Origin of the sequence: Neisseria mucosa, assembly GCF_003044445.1 — a bacterium.
Classification (GTDB): Bacteria; Pseudomonadota; Gammaproteobacteria; order Burkholderiales; family Neisseriaceae; genus Neisseria; species Neisseria mucosa_A.
This window is the reverse complement of the sequence record NZ_POWX01000023.1, coordinates 1-19,669: the sequence shown is the minus strand read 5'-3', so window position 1 is coordinate 19,669 and position 19,669 is coordinate 1. Positions and strand designations below refer to the sequence as shown.

Annotated in this window: 21 protein-coding genes; 10 read left to right on the top strand and 11 right to left on the bottom strand. The window is 50.2% G+C overall.

The window, feature by feature from the left end; genetic code table 11:
- Positions 1-401 precede the first annotated feature (401 nt).
- The 4 genes from DBY90_RS11095 to DBY90_RS11080 all read right to left on the bottom strand — a co-directional run bounded on the left by DBY90_RS11095 (position 402) and on the right by DBY90_RS11080 (position 4,614).
- Positions 402-1,784, bottom strand: coding sequence for a phosphomannomutase/phosphoglucomutase (locus tag DBY90_RS11095; RefSeq protein ID WP_070492495.1), 1,383 nt, complete (start codon positions 1,782-1,784; stop codon positions 402-404).
- Between the two features lie 120 nt (positions 1,785-1,904).
- On the bottom strand, positions 1,905-2,741 hold the full coding sequence (ypfJ, locus tag DBY90_RS11090) for a KPN_02809 family neutral zinc metallopeptidase (RefSeq protein WP_070492494.1): 837 nt from the start codon (positions 2,739-2,741) through the stop codon (positions 1,905-1,907).
- Between the two features lie 138 nt (positions 2,742-2,879).
- Positions 2,880-3,314 (bottom strand): hypothetical protein, encoded by a 435-nt coding sequence (locus DBY90_RS11085; protein ID WP_070492493.1) that lies wholly within the window; start codon positions 3,312-3,314, stop codon positions 2,880-2,882.
- Positions 3,307-4,614, bottom strand: a complete 1,308-nt coding sequence (locus DBY90_RS11080; protein WP_070492492.1) for a homoserine dehydrogenase — start codon at positions 4,612-4,614, stop codon at positions 3,307-3,309. The genes DBY90_RS11085 and DBY90_RS11080 overlap by 8 nt, the downstream gene beginning before the upstream one ends.
- Before the next feature lie 397 nt (positions 4,615-5,011).
- Between DBY90_RS11080 and DBY90_RS11070 the strand changes: the two genes are divergently transcribed.
- Positions 5,012-5,386, top strand: coding sequence for an Mth938-like domain-containing protein (locus tag DBY90_RS11070; RefSeq protein WP_070493293.1), 375 nt, complete (start codon positions 5,012-5,014; stop codon positions 5,384-5,386).
- Between the two features lie 151 nt (positions 5,387-5,537).
- Positions 5,538-6,032, top strand: a complete 495-nt coding sequence (gene tpx, locus DBY90_RS11065) for a thiol peroxidase (protein WP_070493290.1) — start codon at positions 5,538-5,540, stop codon at positions 6,030-6,032.
- A gap of 66 nt (positions 6,033-6,098) precedes the next feature.
- On the opposite strand, the gene DBY90_RS13220 is transcribed toward tpx, so the two are convergent.
- From DBY90_RS13220 to DBY90_RS11045, 4 genes are all read right to left on the bottom strand, one after another.
- Positions 6,099-6,263, bottom strand: coding sequence for a hypothetical protein (locus DBY90_RS13220; RefSeq protein ID WP_003742700.1), 165 nt, complete (start codon positions 6,261-6,263; stop codon positions 6,099-6,101).
- Positions 6,263-7,168 carry an oxygen-dependent coproporphyrinogen oxidase gene (gene hemF, locus DBY90_RS11060; protein ID WP_060974416.1) on the bottom strand — a complete coding sequence of 302 codons (906 nt, stop codon included), beginning with the start codon at positions 7,166-7,168 and terminating at the stop codon, positions 6,263-6,265. The genes DBY90_RS13220 and hemF overlap by 1 nt, the downstream gene beginning before the upstream one ends.
- A gap of 163 nt (positions 7,169-7,331) precedes the next feature.
- Entirely contained in the window at positions 7,332-8,582 is a 1,251-nt protein-coding gene (gene glyA / locus DBY90_RS11055) for a serine hydroxymethyltransferase (protein ID WP_070492679.1), read from the bottom strand.
- Positions 8,583-8,867: 285 nt separating this feature from the next.
- Entirely contained in the window at positions 8,868-9,245 is a 378-nt protein-coding gene (locus DBY90_RS11045) for a hypothetical protein (protein WP_070491200.1), read from the bottom strand.
- 135 nt (positions 9,246-9,380) lie between these two features.
- On the opposite strand from DBY90_RS11045, the gene DBY90_RS11040 reads away from it, so the two are divergent.
- Positions 9,381-10,538, top strand: coding sequence for a sugar transporter (locus DBY90_RS11040; RefSeq protein WP_070491202.1), 1,158 nt, complete (start codon positions 9,381-9,383; stop codon positions 10,536-10,538).
- 217 nt (positions 10,539-10,755) lie between these two features.
- Here the strand turns inward: DBY90_RS11040 and DBY90_RS11035 are convergent, their stop codons facing one another.
- Together DBY90_RS11035 and DBY90_RS11030 are read right to left on the bottom strand one after the other, a co-directional pair.
- Positions 10,756-12,069 (bottom strand): replication-associated recombination protein A, encoded by a 1,314-nt coding sequence (locus DBY90_RS11035; RefSeq protein ID WP_003756699.1) that lies wholly within the window; start codon positions 12,067-12,069, stop codon positions 10,756-10,758.
- A 65-nt stretch (positions 12,070-12,134) separates the two neighbouring features.
- The gene (locus DBY90_RS11030; protein WP_070491205.1) at positions 12,135-13,574 is read right to left on the bottom strand and encodes a hypothetical protein; all 1,440 of its coding nucleotides are present in this window, start codon (positions 13,572-13,574) and stop codon (positions 12,135-12,137) included.
- A gap of 146 nt (positions 13,575-13,720) precedes the next feature.
- Here DBY90_RS11030 and DBY90_RS11025 point away from each other — a divergent pair, with 146 nt between their 5' ends.
- The 7 genes from DBY90_RS11025 (at position 13,721) to DBY90_RS10995 (ending at position 19,275) form a co-directional block, all read left to right on the top strand.
- Positions 13,721-14,098, top strand: coding sequence for a hypothetical protein (locus DBY90_RS11025; protein ID WP_083286688.1), 378 nt, complete (start codon positions 13,721-13,723; stop codon positions 14,096-14,098).
- A gap of 142 nt (positions 14,099-14,240) precedes the next feature.
- Positions 14,241-15,653, top strand: a complete 1,413-nt coding sequence (thrC, locus tag DBY90_RS11020) for a threonine synthase (RefSeq protein ID WP_107987236.1) — start codon at positions 14,241-14,243, stop codon at positions 15,651-15,653.
- Between the two features lie 210 nt (positions 15,654-15,863).
- Positions 15,864-16,640 (top strand): ferredoxin--NADP reductase, encoded by a 777-nt coding sequence (locus DBY90_RS11015; RefSeq protein WP_003756710.1) that lies wholly within the window; start codon positions 15,864-15,866, stop codon positions 16,638-16,640.
- A 344-nt stretch (positions 16,641-16,984) separates the two neighbouring features.
- Positions 16,985-17,185 carry a hypothetical protein gene (locus DBY90_RS11010; protein ID WP_003742720.1) on the top strand — a complete coding sequence of 67 codons (201 nt, stop codon included), beginning with the start codon at positions 16,985-16,987 and terminating at the stop codon, positions 17,183-17,185.
- A 45-nt stretch (positions 17,186-17,230) separates the two neighbouring features.
- On the top strand, positions 17,231-17,911 hold the full coding sequence (locus tag DBY90_RS11005; RefSeq protein ID WP_070491211.1) for an SIR2 family NAD-dependent protein deacylase: 681 nt from the start codon (positions 17,231-17,233) through the stop codon (positions 17,909-17,911).
- Positions 17,912-18,409: 498 nt separating this feature from the next.
- A complete protein-coding gene (locus tag DBY90_RS11000) occupies positions 18,410-18,715 on the top strand; it encodes a barstar family protein (RefSeq protein WP_070491214.1) in 306 nt (101 codons plus the stop codon).
- Between the two features lie 149 nt (positions 18,716-18,864).
- The gene (locus DBY90_RS10995) at positions 18,865-19,275 is read left to right on the top strand and encodes a hypothetical protein (RefSeq protein ID WP_070491216.1); all 411 of its coding nucleotides are present in this window, start codon (positions 18,865-18,867) and stop codon (positions 19,273-19,275) included.
- A 149-nt stretch (positions 19,276-19,424) separates the two neighbouring features.
- Here DBY90_RS10995 and DBY90_RS10990 read toward each other — a convergent pair.
- Positions 19,425-19,669: IS3 family transposase (locus DBY90_RS10990; protein ID WP_234405084.1), on the bottom strand; the 245-nt coding region annotated here is incomplete at its 5' end.

Below are 19,669 nucleotides of genomic sequence, written 5' to 3'. Positions count from 1 at the left end.
GGCAAAAATACTATAGTGGATTAACTTTAAACCAGTACGGCGTTGCCTCGCCTTGCCGTACTATCTGTACTGTCTGCGGCTTCGTCGCCTTGTCCTGATTTAAATTTAATCCACTATATGACCAAGCCTGCAAAATAGCCGATGATCCGAGTTGCGCAGAATATTCCTGCAAAGGCGGCGGGTATTTGAAGGGGTTGAAATAAAGCTGAATTTTGTATGGACAGATATAGTGGATTAACTTTAAACCAGTACGGCGTTGCCTCGCCTTGCCGTACTATCTGTACTGTCTACGGCTTCGTCGCCTTGTCCTGATTTAAATTTAATCCACTATAGAAAAGGTCGTCTGAAAACGTGCAATACTCGTTTTCAGACGACCTTTCGAGCTTTAAAGCGTTAACCGTTTACAGCGGCCATTTCAGCGCGGGATTGCTTTCGATGACGGCTTTAAACTGGTTTTGAATCCGCTCGATGGCTTCATCGGAATCTGCCTCGAAGCGCAACACCAAAATCGGCGTGGTATTGGAAGCGCGCATCAGGCCGAAGCCGTCGGGGAATTCCACGCGCAGGCCGTCGATGGTGATGATTTCGGTCGCGCCTTCGAATTTGGCGTTGGCGGCGAGTTCGTCGATAACCTGATGGCCGTTGCTGCCTTCGGGCAGGTCGATGTTGAGTTCGGGCGTGGAAATGCTTTGCGGCAGCTTATTCAACACTTCGGACGGATTGTCGAAGGCGGACAGGATTTCCAAGAGGCGTGCGCCGGCGTACAGGCCGTCGTCGAAGCCGAACCAGCGTTCTTTGAAGAAGATATGTCCGCTCATTTCGCCGGCAACCAGCGCGCCGGTTTTTTTCATGGTGGACTTGATGAAGCTGTGGCCGGTTTTCTCCATAACGGGTTCGCCGCCGTGTTCTTTAATCCACGGAGCCAGCAGGCGGGTGGATTTGACGTCGAAGATGACTTTCGCGCCGGGGTTGCGGCTCAAAACGTCTTGGGCGAACAGCATGAGTTGGCGGTCGGGATAGATGATGTTGCCGTCTTTAGTCACGACGCCCAAGCGGTCGGCATCGCCGTCAAAAGCCAAGCCGATTTCGGCATCGCTGTTTTTCAGCGCGGCAATCAAATCTTGCAGGTTTTTCGGTTTGGAAGGGTCGGGATGGTGGTTGGGGAAAGTGCCGTCCACTTCGCAGAAAAGTTCGGTCACTTCGTTGCCCAAACCTTTGTAGAGTTTGCCTGCGAATGCGCCGCCTACGCCGTTGCCCGCGTCGATGGCGATTTTCATGGGGCGTTTGAGTTTGACGTGGCCGACGATGTGGTTGTGGTATTCGCCGGAGATGTCTTTTTCGGTTACGCTGCCTTTTTTGTCGGAAACGGTCAGTTTGTCGGCTTCGATCAGGGCGAGCAGTTCTTGGATGGCTTCGCCTGCGAGGGTTTCGCCGCCGAGCATCATTTTGAAACCGTTGTAATCGGGCGGGTTGTGGCTGCCGGTAATCATCACGCCGCTGCCGCCGCATTCGTTGATGGCGGCGAAATACAGCATGGGGGTGGCGACCATGCCGACATTGAGGACGTCGATACCGCTGTCGGTAAAGCCGCGCTGGATGTGTTCCATCAATTCGGGACCGCTCAAGCGTCCGTCGCGTCCGAGTGCGATGCGGGAGATGCCTTTTTCGGCGGCTCTGGTGGCGATGGCTTTGCCAATAAGGTAGGCGGCTTCGTTGGTCAGGGTTTTGCCGACAATGCCTCGGATGTCGTAGGCTTTGAAGATGTCGCGGGCAATATTTGCCATGATGGTTTCCTTTGTGATTGTGAATGGAAAACGGGCTTATTCTAACATAGGCAAAGGTCGTCTGAAGACTTTCAGACGACCTTTGGGGGTTACATCAAATAACATTTACTGCGGTTTCAATCAGTTACCGAAAGTGTTGCATTGGTTGATGTCTCCGCTTTCCAAACCGCGCTTGAGCCATGCCATACGCTGTTCGGACGAGCCGTGTGTAAAGCTGTCGGGAACGACGTAGCCCTGCCCCTCTTTCTGCAGGCGGTCATCGCCGACGGATTCGGCAGCCAGCATGGCTTTGGTGATGTCCTCGGCTTTGAAGATATTATTGTTGACGGCGTAATGCCCCCAAATGCCCGCGTAGCAGTCCGCCTGTAATTCAAGTTTGACGGAAAGGGCATTAGCTTCTTTTTTGCCGACCTGCTGCTGCATTCTGTGGACTTTGGGTAGGATACCGAGCAGGTTTTGAACGTGGTGTCCGACTTCGTGTGCGATGACGTAGGCAAACGCGGCATCGCTGGCGGAATTGAGTTTGGTCTGCATATCTCTATAAAAGTCTAAGTCGAGATAGACTTTTTGGTCACCCGGGCAGTAAAACGGGCCCATCGCCGATTGACCCATGCCGCAGGCGGTGGATGTGCCGCCGTTGTATAACACCATGGTGGTCGGGGTGTAGGTTCGTCCGATTTGCTTGAAATAGCTGCCCCAAGCTTTTTCCGTATCGGCGAGGACGACGCGGGCGAGTTCGTTCAACTCGGCTTCTTCCTGAGGCTTGAGCTGGGAAGTTTGGGTCGAACCTGGACCCATGGAAGGCGTACCGACCAAGCCGCTCAAATCGACACCGTAATAAGCGCCGATCAAAACGACGATGATGCCGAGGATGCCGGGCGCTTTCCCGCCGCCACCACCGCTGCTGCCGCGTCGGTCTTCTACGTTTTGACTCTGTTCTCGCCCTTTCCAATCCATCTTGTGTGTTCCTTGTTGTGAAGTGATATGGGCTGATTATACCGTGAAGCGGTAGAGTGATGTCCGCCTATATGAGAAAAGGTCGTCTGAAAACACCAAACGGAGTTTCAGACGACCTTTTGCATTGTCAAAGCCGGATTATTCTGCCTTCAAATCTGCCACACATTGCTTGTCGCGTTCTTCAAACGCCTGCGCGCCGCCGAGCAGGTCGAGCTGCTCTTGCGGGCTGAGTTTTCCTAAGGAGCGGATTTGCTCTTCGGAGAGTTTGTCCAAAGGCTTGTCCCACATACAGGTGCAGTAATCGGCGGCGAGTTTGCTGTTGTTTGAATCCAAGCCCCTTTCTTTCAAATCGTTTTGCCATTTTTCGGCAAAGGGGATGTTTTTTACGCAAGACTCAAAGATGTTCTGCTTCGCCTGCGGTTTGGACATGGCGCATTGGGAGAGTAGGGCGGTCGCGGCGAGCAGTGCCAAAATGACCCACGCCCAAATGCGGATGGTGCGGATTTTGGCTTTTGCTTTTTTACGCGCCGCGGCTTGCTCTTCAGCGGACATTTCGTTTTTCGGCTCAGTCATGCAGGCTTTCCATACGGATCATGGTGATCGGTTTTTCCACGCAGCTTAATGCTTCGATGGCAGCAATGGCGCGTTTGACGTTTTTCTCGACCGTGCTGTGGGTCAGAATCACGATTTCGGCGGTAGTTTGGTCGATCACGCCTTTTTGGATTAAGGCTTCGATGGACACGTTTTCTTTTGCCAGAAGCGCGGCGATTTGTCCCAGCGTACCCGGTTCGTCTTTGGCTTGGACGCGCAGGTAGTAGCTGCTGGTGATTTCGTCCATAGGCAGGATGGTTTGCGCTTGGACTTGTGCGGGTTGGAACGCCAGATGCGGTACGCGGTGGTCGGTATTTGCTTCAATCAGGCGGGCGATGTCGATGATGTCGGCAACCACGGCGGAAGCGGTCGGCAATGCGCCTGCACCTGCGCCGTAATATAAGGTTTCGCCGACCATATCGGCATTGACGCGCACGGCATTCATCACGCCGTTGACGTTTGCCAAGAGGCGGCTTTCGGGAATCAGGGTCGGATGGACGCGCAATTCGATGCCTTTGTCGGTTTTGCGGGTGATGCCCAACAGTTTGATGCGGTAGCCGAGTTCTTCGGCGTATTTGATGTCGCGGCTGTCGAGTTTGCTGATGCCTTCGAGGTAGCAGGCGAAGAAATTCATCGGCGTACCGAATGCCAGCGCGCTCATGATGGTGATTTTATGACCTGCGTCGTTGCCTTCGATGTCGAAGGTCGGATCGGCTTCGGCGTAACCCAATGCTTGAGCTTCTTTCAATACGTCGGCAAACGCGCTGCCTTTTTCGCGCATTTCGGAGAGGATGAAGTTGCTGGTGCCGTTGATGATGCCGGCGATGCTGCGGATGCGGTTTGCGGCGAGACCTTCGCGCAGGGCTTTGATAATCGGGATGCCGCCCGCCACAGCCGCTTCAAATTGCACCATGACATTTTTTTCTTCCGCCAGCGGGAAGATTTCGTTGCCGTATTCGGCGAGCAGTTTTTTGTTGGCGGTAACGATGTGTTTGCCGTTTTCAATGGCTTTCAACACCGCATCTTTGGCGATGCCGGTACCGCCGAACAATTCGACGACGACATCGACATCTTCACGCGCGACCAGTTCGAACGGGTCTTTAACGAAGGCAGCGGACGGGCAGATTTGGCGGGCTTTTTCTTCGCTCAAGTCGCATACGGCACTGATGCGCACTTCGCGTCCCAAACGGCGGCTGATTTCCGCCGCATTGTCCTGCAACACGGCAGCCGTACCGCCGCCGACCGTACCTAAACCTAAAAGACCGATGTTTACTGGCTTCATTGTGCCTCCTTGTGAGCCGATTTTCTTAAATCAAAAAGTAAAAACAGAAATTCAGAAAGCCCGAAACGCACCGCCGCCGCGGATTGATATAGTGGATTAACTTTAAATCAGGACAAGGCGACGAAGCCGCAGACAGTACAGATAGTACGGAACCGATTCACTTGGTGCTTCAGCACCTTAGAGAATCGTTCTCTTTGAGCTAAGGCGAGGCAACGCCGTACTGGTTTAAAGTTAATCCACTATATAATGCCGATTTTGCAAGGGCGGAAGACGCAGGCTAAAGTCGCCCATCCTACCTGAAATTGCCTGATTTTGCACCTTTTTTACGGAACGCGGCGAAAGGGCGCAAAGCCTGTTTGAAACGGATGTATCAAGCCGAGAAAGAAACGGAAGAAAAATGCTGATTGAAGAAAACAAAACTGATGAAACCCTAAGCCTGACCGCTTATCGGGCGGGCGCAATCGAAGCGGGCGGCAAAACCTACACCGCGCCCATCATCTGGCGCAACGGTAAAATTGAAGCAATGAACGTGCAAACGCCGTCCGAACTGACTGCCGCCGACCTGTTTCAGACGAGCTCCGAGTCGGATGGTTTGCCCGAAGTCATTATTGTTGGTACAGGAGAGAAGCAGCAGTTCCTCCATCCCAAAATCGCCGCCGAACTTGCCGCACACGGCATCGGGTTGGAGTGCATGAACACAGCTTCCGCTTGCCGGACGCTGGTGTTGCTGCAAGGAGAAGGGCGCAGCGTTTGGGCTTGGCTGTGGGTGTGAACGGGCATACGGTGCATAGACAAAGGTCGTCTGAAATTTTTCAGACGACCTGATTTGAGCATATTGCCCTTAATTATGTATCACTTGGCAAATAGATAAAAACCTTCTATCCTCGTCAATATTTTTCGTCAACCTAAAAAAGGAAACCCTTATGGCTCAAATTACTTTCCACGACAACCCTGTCCACACTTCCGGCGACCTGCCAGCCGCTGGTCAAACCGCGCCTGCGTTCAGCCTGACCGCTGGCGACCTGTCCGACAAAACTTTGGCGGACTTTGCAGGCAAGCGTAAAGTATTGAACATTTTCCCAAGCGTCGATACCGGCGTGTGCGCCCAATCCGTGCGCACCTTTAACCAACGCGCGTCTTCTTTGGACAACGCGGTCGTATTGTGCATTTCAGCCGACCTGCCGTTTGCCCAAGCGCGCTTCTGCGGCGCGGAAGGTTTGGACAATGTGGTGAACCTGTCTACCTTCCGCAGCAGCTTTGCCGCCGATTATGGTGTTGCCCTGACTGACAGCCCGTTGCGCGGACTGACTGCGCGCGCCGTTGTGGTTTTGGACGAAAACGACAAAGTCTTGCACAGCGAACTGGTTGCTGAAATTGCCAACGAGCCTGATTACGACTCGGCTTTGGCTGTTTTGTAAACCAGGGTTTTAAAGCTGAAAAAGGTCGTCTGAAAAGTTTCAGACGACCTTTTGTCTTTGTTTGCACTATTTCGCGGGCGGCTTCAATTCAAACACTTCGGGATGCGCCTTGAAATACTCTACGGCGATAAATCCGCCGCCGATGATAATCACCAGGAACACCGCCATCACAATCATGGCAAGGATGAATTTGTCGGAAGGATGGGCGTCGGGCTTTTGTTTATCCGCCATTATTGCATCTCCGAAAGCCAGTCGCGGGCGGTGAGAAACTCGTTCAGCCGCGCTTCGGGCGAACCTTCTTCTGGCGCATATTGATACTCGAAGCGCACCAAAGGCGGCATGGACATCAAAATGCTTTCCGTGCGCCCGCCGCTTTGCAGGCCGAACAGCGTACCCCTGTCCCAAACCAAATTAAATTCCACATAACGCCCGCGCCGGTAAAGCTGGAAATCGCGTTCGCGTTCGCCGTATGGCGTGTTTTTGCGTTTCGCCACAATCGGCAGATACGCTTCGATATAGCCTTCGCCGACCGCCTTGATGAAATTCAGGCAGGTGTCGAAATCCCAGCGGTTCAAATCATCGAAAAACAAACCGCCCACGCCGCGCGTTTCGCCGCGGTGTTTCAGGTAAAAATACTCGTCGCACCATTTTTTGAACTCGGGATAAACCGCTTCCCCAAACGGCGCGCACACGTCCCGCGCCACCGTGTGCCAATGCAAAATATCTTCTTCAAACGGATAAAACGGCGTCAAATCAAAGCCGCCGCCGAACCACCACACAGGCTCGCCGCCTTCCGGATACGCGATAAAAAAGCGCACGTTCGCATGGCTGGTCGGCACATACGGATTTTTCGGATGAATCACCAGCGACACACCCATCGCTTCAAACGCCGCGCCCGCCAGTTCAGGGCGGTGCGCCGTCGCCGAAGCGGGCATTTTGTCGCCTTTCACGTGCGAAAAGTTCACGCCCGCCTGCTCGAATACCGCGCCGTTTTTCAACACGCGGGTTTCGCCTACGCCCAATTTGCCCGTCCATTCTTCACGCGCAAACACCGCCCCGCCGTCTTCTTGCTCAAGCGCGGCGCAGATTTGGTTTTGCAGGTTTTTCAATACGGTTAAAACGGCTTCGGTGTGCATGGGTATTCCTTGCTTTTATGATGAGACAGAGTTCGTCGGGTTGATGAGAGAATTTAATTCGGTATTGTAGTCTGAAATGAGAAATTAAGGTCGTCTGAAAACCCTTTTTCAGGATTTTCAGACGACCTTTCCGTTTTACACAATGCTTAAACGGGCAAGCCGGTTACGCGCCGTAAACGGGGTATTTGTCGCAAAGCGCGGTGATTTGTTTGCGGACGTTTGCCAGATTTGCTTCGTCTTCAGGATTTGCCAAAACATCGGCAACGAGGTTGGCAAGGACTCGGGCGTCGGCTTCGTTGAAGCCGCGCGTGGTCATGGCGGCGGAGCCGATGCGGATACCGGAGGTAACGAACGGTTTTTCCGGGTCATTCGGAATGGCGTTTTTGTTGACGGTGATGTTTGCTTTGCCCAATGCGGCTTCGGCGGCTTTGCCGGTAATTTTCATCGGTTGCAGGTCAACGAGGAAAACGTGGCTTTCGGTACGGCCCGAAACGATGCGCAAACCGCGTTTGACCAATTCTTCCGCCATGGCTGCGGCGTTGATTTTCACCTGTTTCGCGTATTGTTTGAACTCGGGTTGCAGGGCTTCTTTGAACGCAACGGCTTTGGCGGCGATGACGTGCATCAGCGGACCGCCTTGCAGGCTTGGGAAGATGGCGGAGTTCAACGCTTTTTCATGGGTATTGTCGCGGCACAAAATCACGCCGCCGCGCGGACCGCGCAGGGTTTTGTGGGTAGTGGTGGTCACGAAGTCGCAGAACGGGACGGGGTTGGGATATTCGCCTCCGGCAATCAGGCCTGCGTAGTGCGCCATATCGACAAAGAGGTAGGCACCGACTTTGTCGGCGATTTCGCGGAATTTCGCCCAGTCGATTTGCAGGGCGTAGGCAGACGCGCCGGCAACGATCATTTTGGGTTTGTGTTCGAGCGCGAGGCGTTCGACTTCGGCGTAATCGAGAACTTCGTTTTCATCCAGTCCGTAGGCAATGGCGTTGTAGAGTTTGCCGGAAATATTGACGCTGGCGCCGTGGGTCAGGTGGCCGCCGTGGGCGAGGCTCATGCCGAGGATGGTGTCGCCGGGTTTGAGGACGGAAGCGTACACGGCTTGGTTGGCTTGAGAGCCGGAATGGGGTTGGACGTTGGCGTATTCCGCACCGAAGAGTTCTTTGACGCGGTCGATTGCCAGTTGTTCGACGACGTCAACGTGTTCGCAGCCGCCGTAGTAGCGTTTGCCGGGGTAGCCTTCGGCGTATTTGTTGGTCAATTGCGAACCTTGTGCCTCCATCACGGCGCAACTGACGTAGTTTTCGGAAGCAATCAGTTCGACGTGGTCTTGCTGGCGTTGGTCTTCTTGGGCAATGGCGGCTGCCAGCTCCGGATCATATTGGGCTAGGTTGACGCTTTTTGAAAACATCTTCTCGACTCCTTTGTCGGTTGGGAAACGGGGATTGATAAGTGTTGAACAATGTACCAAATCGGTTTGGATTGTCAACGATTTTATAGTGGATTAACTAAATCAGGACAAGGCGACGAAGCCGCAGACAGTACAGATAGTACGGAACCGATTCACTTGGTGCTTCAGCACCTTAGAGAATCGTTCTCTTTGAGCTAAGGCGAGGCAACGCCGTACTGATTTAAAGTTAACCCACTATATCTTTCAGACGACCCCTTTGCTGCTTGGAGGGTCGTCTGAAAAGTTTTATTTGAACAGATTGTCCTGTTTTAAATGAAATTCGATTTTTTCGAGCAGGGCTTCGAGATCGGTCTCGGCTTGGGCTGCGGCGAGGTTTTTGCCCAACTCTTCCAAAGCCAGCGCGTCCAGCCTTTGGCGTTCGAGTTTGCGCGCTTCTTCGTTGAAGATTTTGATGTTGTCGGGCAGGACGAGCGGCGGCACGCTGCCGTCGGTCGTATAGAACGCTTCATCCGCAAACACGAACCCCTCCGGCAATGCGGGTGCATTGTCGTAGTCGGCATCGTTGACCGGCATCCACTCGGAATGCTGTTCCAACAGGACGAATTGCCCGTTCATGCCGTAAATATGGGCAAAACGGGAGAGCTTGGGGCGTTTGGTGTTCATGCAAAGATTGTATGCTGATGATGCGGGAGCGTCTAGGGCGAAAATTTGCGTCGTCGCAGTAGGAAGGTCGTCTGAAAGTAGTATAATTACAGATTCGATAAAATCCTGAAGGAAAATATAAAAAGGGAAACCTTAATGTCAGCAAACACAAACAAACAATGGCTAAGCGTCATCGCCCTGGCAGTCGGCGCATTCATTTTCAACACCACCGAATATATCCCGATTGCCTTATTGAGCGACATCGGCGCGAGCTTCAATATGCCGCCGACCGAAGTCGGCATCATGATTACCGTGTATGCTTGGATCGTCGCGCTGCTGTCGTTACCGCTGATGCTGGCAACGAAAAATATCGAACGCCGAAAGCTGCTGCTCATTCTCTTCGCGTTCTTTACCATCAGCCACATCGTTTCCTATTTCGCCCGAAGTTTCGAAATCCTGCTCGTCAGCCGCATCGGCATCGCCCTGACGCACGCCGTGTTTTGGTCGATTACCGCCTCGCTGGCAGTGCGCGTTGCGCCGCAAGGCAAAGGCAATCAGGCTTTGGGGCTGCTCAGTACGGGGACGGTCATGGCGATGGTAGCGGGCATCCCGCTGGGGCGCGTTATCGGGCAACACTCGAGCTGGCAGTTCAGCTTTTTGCTTATCGGACTGTGCGCGGCGGCGGTCATGGGCATATTGGCGAAAAACCTGCCGCTGCTGCCGAGCGTGAACACAGGTTCGCTCAAAAGCCTGCCCGGATTGCTCAAGCGTAAAAACCTCATGCTGCTCTACGCGCTGACCGTCCTCCTGATTACCGCCCACTTTACGGCATACAGCTATATCGAACCCTTCGTCCTGCAAGCCGGCGGCTTCGCGCCCGAACAAGTGACCATCGTCTTGAGCCTGTACGGGCTGGCGGGATTTGCCGCGTCGTATTTGTTCGGCAAATGGTTTGCCAAACACCCACGCACATTCCTGATGACCTCGGTATCCGTCATTCTGGCTTCGACGCTCTGCATGCTGCCCCTTGCCGCTTACCCGATAGCCGTTTACGCGCTGGTGTTTGTCTGGGGTATCGCCATCGTCGTCTTGAGCCTCGGCATGGTATCCAAAGTATTGGACTTTGCCTCGGATGCGACGGACGTAGCCAACTCGATTTACTCCGGCCTCTACAACGTCGGTATCGGCGGCGGCGCGCTTTTGGGACACTACGTTACCGTGTGGGCAGGCATTTCCAACATCGGCTTTGCCGCCGCAATCTTAGCGGCGGCAGGATTGATCGTGTGTCGGATGTTGGTTGAGATGCGGAAATAAGGGGGGTGTATAAAAAAGAGGTCGTCTGAAAACGTTTCTTTTTTATTTAAATACATCGCACCGCTGCCGGGCCGCTCCGTCCGCGTAGGTGTGAGAATGAATTTCTAAGTGCGGGATAAAACAAACCGGATTCCCATCAACTGGGAATCCGGTTTTTCTTTTGATGATTGGATTTTCAGACGACCTTTGGGGTCGTCTGAAACCTTATCCATGCCATTTACTTCTGCTTATCCAACGCCTCTTCATCTAGCGATTTCAACCATTCCAGCTTTTCGCCAATTTTGATTTCCAGCCCGCGCGGGACGGGTTGGTAGAAGTCCGGTTCGTCCAAGCCGTCGGGCATATAGCTTTCGCCGGCGGCGTAGGCGTTCGGTTCGTCGTGGGCGTAGCGGTATTCGCGTCCGTAGCCCAATTCCTTCATCAATTTGGTCGGGGCGTTGCGTAGGTGGACGGGGACTTCGTCGCTGGCGTTTTCTTTGACGAAGCGGCGCATTTGGTTGTATGCCTTGTAGCCCGCGTTGGATTTCGCGGCGGCGGCAAGGTACAGCACGGCTTGCGCCAGCGCGAGTTCGCCTTCGGGCGAGCCTAAGCGTTCGAAGGTGGCGGCGGCATCGTTGGCAATTTGGAAGGCGCGCGGGTCGGCAAGCCCGATGTCCTCCCACGCCATGCGCACGATGCGGCGGGCGAGGTAGCGTGGGTCGGTACCGCCGTCGAGCATACGGCAGAACCAATACAGCGCGGCATTCGGATGCGAACCGCGCACGGATTTGTGCAGGGCGGAGATTTGGTTGTAGAAACTCTCGCCGCCTTTGTCGAAACGGCGGATTTGCGCGCCGAGGCTGTCGGCGAGAAATTCGGCGGTCAGGGTTTTCAGACGACGTGTGTCGGCGGCGCGTAAAAGTTGCTCCAATAAATTCAACAATCTGCGCGCATCGCCGTCGGCGGTATTGACGAGCAGCTCCTGCGCATCGGCTTCAATCGTGAAATCCCGGTATTCGGGCAAGGCTAATACTTTGGCAATCAGCTTTTTGAGGTCGTCTGAAGACAAGGACTGCAAAACATACACCTGCGCGCGGCTCAGCAACGCGGGATTGACTTCAAACGACGGATTTTCCGTAGTCGCGCCGATAAAGGTCAGCAAACCGCTTTCGACATGGGGCAAAAACGCGTCCTGCTGCGCCTTGTTGAAACGGTGGACTTCATCGACAAACAAAATCGTCGCGCGTCCCTGCTGCAAGGCGATTTCGGCCTTGTCGATCGCCTCGCGTATGTCTTTTACGCCGGAAAATACGGCGGAAACAGGCAAAAACTGGGCATTGAAACTCTGCGCCAAAATCCGCGCCAACGTCGTCTTGCCCACGCCCGGCGGCCCCCACAGCAACATAGAATGCGGCTTCCCGCCTTCCACCGCCACACGCAGCGGCTTACCTTCGCCGATTAAATGCTGCTGCCCGATAACGTCATCAAGCGTATGCGGGCGCAGGCGTTCGGCAAGCGGCGCATCAGGTTGGCGGGTGAAAAGATCGGACATGGCGGTTTCCGTGAAAGAGGGTTTTCAGACGACGTGGATTATAGCAGGTCGTCTGAAAGGGGGGATTAACGCTCTTTGGGCATAATATCGATGTATTTTTCATTCAATATTTGCAAGGATTTTCCGCTGATGACGACACATTCATTGGCTAATTTATCAGCTTCTTTTTCTCCTTTGGTATTGTCAGTAGTTGGTGGGCAGAAAACTTTGGTGTCACCCAGATTCCAAGCCATGTAGCCATATAAAGCGTTGTTACGCTGTTCGGGAATCGAAGAACAGATAATGCCTTTTTCTCCTTTTTCCTTTTCTGAAAGGATGGAACATTTGAAATTTTGTTTTAACTTAAATAAATCATTTTTATCGACCCCGTTAATTTCTTGGGTGCCGTTGTTATGTTGGAAGTTATTGTGTAATAGGTACCATGAAGAATTTTTGGGAACTTCTACAAAACGAGTTGGATAAAGCATATGCGTTGCAAAGTTATTAGAAAGAAGCGAAGCTGCAAAGAATGAGGTTATTGCCAATATAACCGGAGGGGTGTAAGTATTTATATTATTTTTGTTTTTTGAATTTACTTCATTGGCTACGGCGTAAATATTAAGAAGTGTGAGGAAATATAAAAAATACAAAAAGATATATTGAATATAACCATCCGGAAGCCAGTTCGATGCAAAAATTATAAAAAATATTGGATAGAGAAACATTGATAAACATATCAGCAATGTTTGGAATAGTGCTGGTAATAATTTTAAATATGGTATAATAAAAATAATTTTATTCTTTATAATACTAAAATTTATTATAAAATAATAAAGGTAATAAATAATGAAACAAAATAGTAATGGGATAAAGGCAAAAAAACATATAATTATTAAATAGGTTGAGTATATTGTATAGAGTAAGGCTGTAAAAATTTTATCGAAATTCAAGCATGTAATGATTTTTTTGTAATTAATACGGAACTTCGTATTGAGAGAGAAATTGACTTTATCTTGTATGAGGTAAATAAAATATGGCGAGAATATTGTGAATGCAAAGCACAAATCTACTATTGATGTTAATGATATATATTTCTCAATTGAATCAATAAAAATTGCGCATGTTACTATTATCGGAAGGCTTAAGGTTGAAGCAAATAAAGATGGGAATAAATTTTTGACTTTAATTCCTTCTGCTTTTAATTCTTTTGAAATGGATATTAGTAAGTATGGGGATAGAAATGGGAAAACAAAAATTAAGAGAATTAAAGCAAAAACAAATAAGATAACAGTCAAGCTGGATGAAGAAGCCATTGTTTCTGGGAAAATACTGGGCTGTCCTATAAAATTTAAATAGCGATGAGTTAAAAAGCTTCCAAGTATTAATCCAAGCGCAGCAAAAGCTGCAAAAAATTTACTAGTTATTTCTAAATAATCGATAAACCTTGCTTTTTCCTTCTCTTCTGAAGATTTCAAAAGTAATAGTGATCTAAGTTGTTTCTGTTTGTTTTTCTTAAAATGATTCATGTCTAAAAATGCCCCATTTTTAAATAAATATCGAAATTATACCCCGACTTTCCCCAATCCCCCATCTCACACCGCTTACGGTATAATACGCGTTTATTTAAAGACTTTGCGGGGCGTTTCAGACGACCTTGCGGCAAGGGATGGCTATGAATATGAAAAAGATTGTTGCCGTTGCTTCTGTGGCGGCGTTGTTGGGCGGTTGCGCTTATGATTCTGACTCGGCGTTCGGCGGGTTGGGCAGCGGTACGGGTATCGGCGGCAGCGTGGTGAAAATGGCGGTCGATCATCAGTGCCGTTCGGAGTTGAACAAGCGCAATGAGTGGCGTTTGGTCGCGCTGACGATGAGCGCGGACAAACAGCGCGAGTGGGAAGACAAAATCTGCGGCTGCGCGAGCGAGGAGGCGCCGAATCAGGTGTCCGCACAAGAGTTGATGGATGTTTTGAATCCTTCTTCTCGCGATCGGGCGATTGCGTCGGTAACGGTGAAAACCGTCAATGCTTGTTTCAAGCGTTTGTATAGATAATGTTTTCAGACGACTTCTGTGTATCGGGGTCGTCTGAAAGTTTATAGTGGATTAAGGTCGGGATAGGGCGGCTTGCGGGATGGTTCGCAGGCGGGTTTCCTGTTTTGATCGGCAATATTTTTGTTTTTATAGAGAAGAAATCATGAAATATATCAGTACGCGCGGCGAGACGGCGCATAAACCGTTTAGCGAGGTTTTGTTGATGGGGCTTGCGCCCGACGGCGGTTTGATGCTGCCGGAGCGTTATCCGCAGGTCAGCCGCGAGACTTTGGACAAGTGGCGCGGTTTGAGCTATCCGGAGCTGGCGTTTGAGGTGATGAGCCTGTTTGTAACGGATATTCCGGCGGACGATTTGCGCGATATTGTGAACCGTACTTATACGGAAGCGGCGTTCGGCTCTAAAGAAATCACGCCTGTGCGTACTTTGTCGGACGGCATCAAAATCCAAGCCTTGTCCAACGGCCCGACGCTGGCGTTTAAGGATATGGCGATGCAGTTTTTGGGTAACGCGTTTGAATATGTGTTGAACAAAAAAGGCAGGGAACTCAATATCTTGGGCGCGACCAGCGGCGATACGGGTTCGGCTGCGGAATATGCCTTGCGCGGTAAAAAGGGCGTAAATGTATTTATGCTGTCGCCCGACGGCAAGATGAGCGCGTTTCAACGTGCGCAGATGTACAGCCTTCAAGATGAAAATATCCACAATATCGCCGTGAAGGGTATGTTTGACGATTGTCAGGATATTGTGAAAGCGGTACAGAACGATGCTGCGTTCAAGGAAAAATACCATATCGGTACGGTCAATTCGATCAACTGGGGACGCATCGTCGCGCAAGTGGTTTATTACTTTGCGGGCTATTTCAAGGCAACGCAAAGCAATGACGAGCAGGTCAGCTTCTGCGTGCCGAGCGGCAACTTCGGCAACGTTTGCGCGGGACATATCGCCAAACAAATGGGCCTGCCTATCCGCCGCCTGATTGTTGCGACCAATGAAAACGATGTGTTGGACGAGTTTTTCAAAACCGGCGCATACCGCCCGCGCAACAGCGAGCATACTTATGTTACCTCCAGCCCGTCTATGGACATTTCCAAAGCGTCCAACTTCGAGCGTTTCGTGTTCGACCTGATGGATCGCGATCCTCAGGAAATCAACACGCTGTGGGCGGAAGTCGCGGCGGGCAAGGGCTTTGACTTGCAGTTTGCCTTGGATAAAGTCGGCGGAAAATACGGCTTTACTTCCGGCAAATCCACACACGCAGACCGCCTCGCCACCATCAAACAGGTTTACGAGCAAGATAAAGAACTCATCGACCCGCACACTGCCGACGGCGTAAAAGTCGCCCGCGAAGTGCGCGAAGAGGGGGAGACGGTTGTTTGTTTGGAAACTGCGTTGGCAGCGAAATTCGATGCGACCATACACGAAGCTGTCGGCGATGTCGCCATTCCGCGCCCCGCCGCGCTGGAAGGTTTGGAAAAATTGCCGCAGCGCGTCCGAGTCGTGCCGAACAATGCAGCCGCCGTCAAAGAAATCATCCGCGAAACGTTAGATAAGTAAGCCGTTGTCCGAGAAGTCGTCTGAAAAATTTTCAGACGACTTCTGCTAGACAACAAGCATTGTGATGATAAATATTTTCGTTTAAAATTGCGCGTTTGCTCTAATTCGGCATTATCTATTCACAGGCGAGACAGGTCGTCTGAAAACCCTTTTAAAACCATCATCCGCCCGACCCGCGCGATCAGACGGATTTACCGACAGGAAACTCAAATGGCAGCATTCAATACCCAAAAAGTATTGTCCGTACATCACTGGACGGATGCGTATTTCACCTTTACCTGCACCCGCGACGAATCGTTGCGCTTCGAAAACGGCCAATTCGTCATGGTCGGATTGATGGTGGACGGCAAGCCGCTGATGCGCGCATACAGCGTCGCCTCCGCCAACTGGGAAGAACACCTCGAATTTTTCAGCATTAAAGTCCAAGACGGCCCTCTGACCAGCCGCCTGCAACACCTCAAAGTCGGCGACGACGTGTTAATCAGCAAAAAACCGACCGGAACTTTGGTTGCCGGCGACCTGAATCCCGGCAAACACCTTTACCTGCTGAGCACCGGTACCGGCATCGCCCCCTTCTTGAGCATCACCAAAGACCCCGAAATTTACGAGCAATTTGAAAAAATCATCCTCGTACACGGCGTGCGCTACAAAAAAGATTTGGCGTACTACGACCGCTTCACCAAAGAATTGCCCGAACACGAATACCTCGGCGACTTGGTTAAAGAAAAACTGATTTACTACCCCATCGTTTCCCGCGAAGACTACGAACACCACGGCCGCCTGACCGACCTGATGGTAAGCGGCAAACTGTTTGAAGACATCGGTCTGCCCAAAATCAACCCGCAAGACGACCGCGCCATGTTGTGCGGCAGCCCGGCCATGCTGAAAGACACCTGCAAAGTTTTGGACGATTTCGGTCTGACCGTCTCTCCGAAAACCGGTGTACGCGGCGACTACCTGATTGAGCGCGCGTTTGTGGATCAATAAGGGTTTTGTTTTTAAGGATAGATAAAGGTCGTCTGAAAAGTTATGAAAACTTTTCAGACGACCTTTTGGCTTTTAAACCGATAATAGGTAAACGAATGAAAGAATCAGGCGGGAGAATTTATATCACATCGGCTTTGTGATACATTTCATATCTTTACAAACCGCTATATGAAAGGCGGCGGGTAGGCAGTTTGACTGTTTGACAGTGGCTTCAAATAGAAAATATTTGTACCGTGATTGCCGCGGCAGGTATTTCTTATTTGAATTTACTCCTTTCCAATCTGCCGTTTCATTCCCGATTATCGCGCCCTTCGTTATTGCACATCAAAAATACAGGAAAACAAATGTTTTGGTACATCATAGGTTTTTGCGCCTTTGTCGTTTCGCTTCTCGCGCTTTGGGTCAACGCTAGCGCGTTCGGTATGCAGGATGACGATACGCCGCAATCGGAATATGAAAAACGCCTTGGTCTGGGAACGAAATTGAAAGACAAGGAAACCGCCGCCAAAGAGCGTGCAGCCGCGCGGTTCCATCCGGACGATTGAGCCGTTTGGCAATATTGGTTTCAGACGGCATAAGGAGTCCGAACAATGAAAAAATGCATTGTCCTGACCGGCGCGGGAATCAGCGCCGACAGCGGGTTGCTGACTTTTCGCGATGCGGGCGGTTTGTGGGAAGGGCATAGGGTTACGGATGTCTGCACGCCCGAAGCCTTGGTGCGCAATCCCAAGCTCGTGATTGATTTTTACAACCAGCGCAGGCTTCAGGCAAATGCCGCCGAGCCGAACGCCGCGCATCTGGCGTTGGTCAAGCTGGCGCAATATTACGATGTGCACATCATCACGCAGAATGTGGACGGGCTGCACGAGAAGGCAGGCAGCAGCAAAGTATTGCACCTGCACGGCGAGCTGAACAAACTGCGCAGTACCGTCGATGAAGGCGAAATCATCGAATTTACCGGCGAGCAGACCGAGGATGTGCGCGACAGCCAAGGCAATCCGATGCGCCCGCATATCGTGTTTTTCGGCGAACAAGTGCCGATGTTTGACGCGGCGGTTGAGGAAATGCGAGATGCGGATGTGGTCATGATTGTCGGCACGTCGATGCAGGTTTATCCGGCGGCTTCGCTGATTCATTATGCGCCGCCCGATGCGGAATGCTATCTGGTCGATCCGAACCCGCAAGGCGTGGGCGCGGATGTCGAAGTAATTCCGAAACGCGCGGCGGAAGGCGTGCCGGCATTGGTGGAGTATTTGATTGGTCGGGTTTGAGAATTAAGGAAAGGTCGTCTGAAGAAGTTTCAGACGACCTTTGGTATTGTATGGGGCTATCCGGTTGGAGATTGTTTGGCGGGAAGTTTAAATGTTAAGTGTGGATATTGTCTTCACTCTCGTCCCTAGATGACTAACCTATCGTCGTCATTCCCGCGCAGGCAGGAATCCGGAAGTTTAAAGTTATGGCAGCTTTGAAATTATTCCGAAATGCCGAGGTCCGGATTCCCGCCTGCGCGGGAATGACGATAGGTAAGTTTTTTTTTTGAATTTTTTAAAGATAGGTTTGGTGGTGGTTTTCGTGGGCAAAGCCCACGCTACGGTTGGGTTGTTGATTGGGTTTAGGATAAAAGGTCGTCTGAAACCTTTTGATATTGCAGCAGATCAGATATGAAGATAAGATGCCAAAGATTATTCAATAGTTTTTGTTGGACCTTAATCCAGTTGCTCGCTACACAACAGATCATTATGAAGCATTTATAGAGGTGTAATATTGCAATGAATAATATTCTTGTTGTAGATATTAATTTGGGAAGCTTAGGAACATCAAGCAGTTTTTTAAAAATTATGAGTGAGAAGTTATACTTTCCAGATTATTTTGGATTTAATTACGATGCGCTAGATGAATGTATGCAAGATTTGAGTTGGTTGCCCGAAGAAAAAATAATTATAAATTTCAGATTTATAGAAAGGGTAAAAAGAAAAAATGAGTCTTTATACAAAATAATATATGACTGCCTTGCTATGTATCAAGAATATTGGCAAAAAACTCAGTATAAGAAAAAAGTTATAATAAAATTTTGAATGTAATTATAAAAATTAATAGTGAGAGTAATCTTTTAGCGATAAATTGGGTTGAAAATAAAACATTGCAGAAGATTCAATAATTCTTGTTGGGTTTTGCCCCAATCTATACTTGCTTAAAAACCATTGTTTTTGAAAGGTAAAATAATATGACGACTTATATTATTCCAAGAAAAGATTATCAATTTCTGTATATATATGAGGGCACTCTATTAAACTATACTTTGAAAAATGATGAACTCCATATCATTGTCAATTGTGTGGATTATCCGGATTTACCTCAAGAGCTTCCTACCCCCAGTTATTCAGACTGGGTGAAAATTAAATTCAAGCAGTTCAGCTATCTAAAATTTAGATATGAATACGCTACGAAGAACCAAGATAAAAAGATCAAAAATGTATTGGAGCTTGGCGAATTAAAGCAGGATGATGAAATCTTGGATTATGGAGGTACGCTGGCATTGATAGGCGGTAGGTATGATCTTCCGACCGGTTTTATCATAGATATAGTTTGCCGGGAAATAGAGTTAGAATTTTTAGATCAGGAGAGTTTCAATTAAACAAGCCACGGTTATATATGAAATCTGTAGGGAGATTGGATTTTAATCTGACGCAACTATCTCGCATATTGTTTTGCCGTTCAGCCTACTTAAAAGGTCGTCTGAAAACTGAACTGGCCCCCAAATCTTGGACACTCATAAAAGCCTATTCAGGCGCTCTGTGCAAGCTGGGTTCTGTATGCGACAGGACTCAGCTTTTTCAATTTCAAACTGCAACGCTCGCGGTTGTAGTAATCCATATAATCATCTATCTGTTTCATCAATTCATCCACCGTCAATTCCCCTGCACGATAGAAACACTCCGTCTTCAGCACCGCAAAGAAGCTTTCCATCGGTGCATTGTCCCAGCAGTTCGCCTTTCGCGACATGCTTTGAACCATGGAATGTTTTGCAA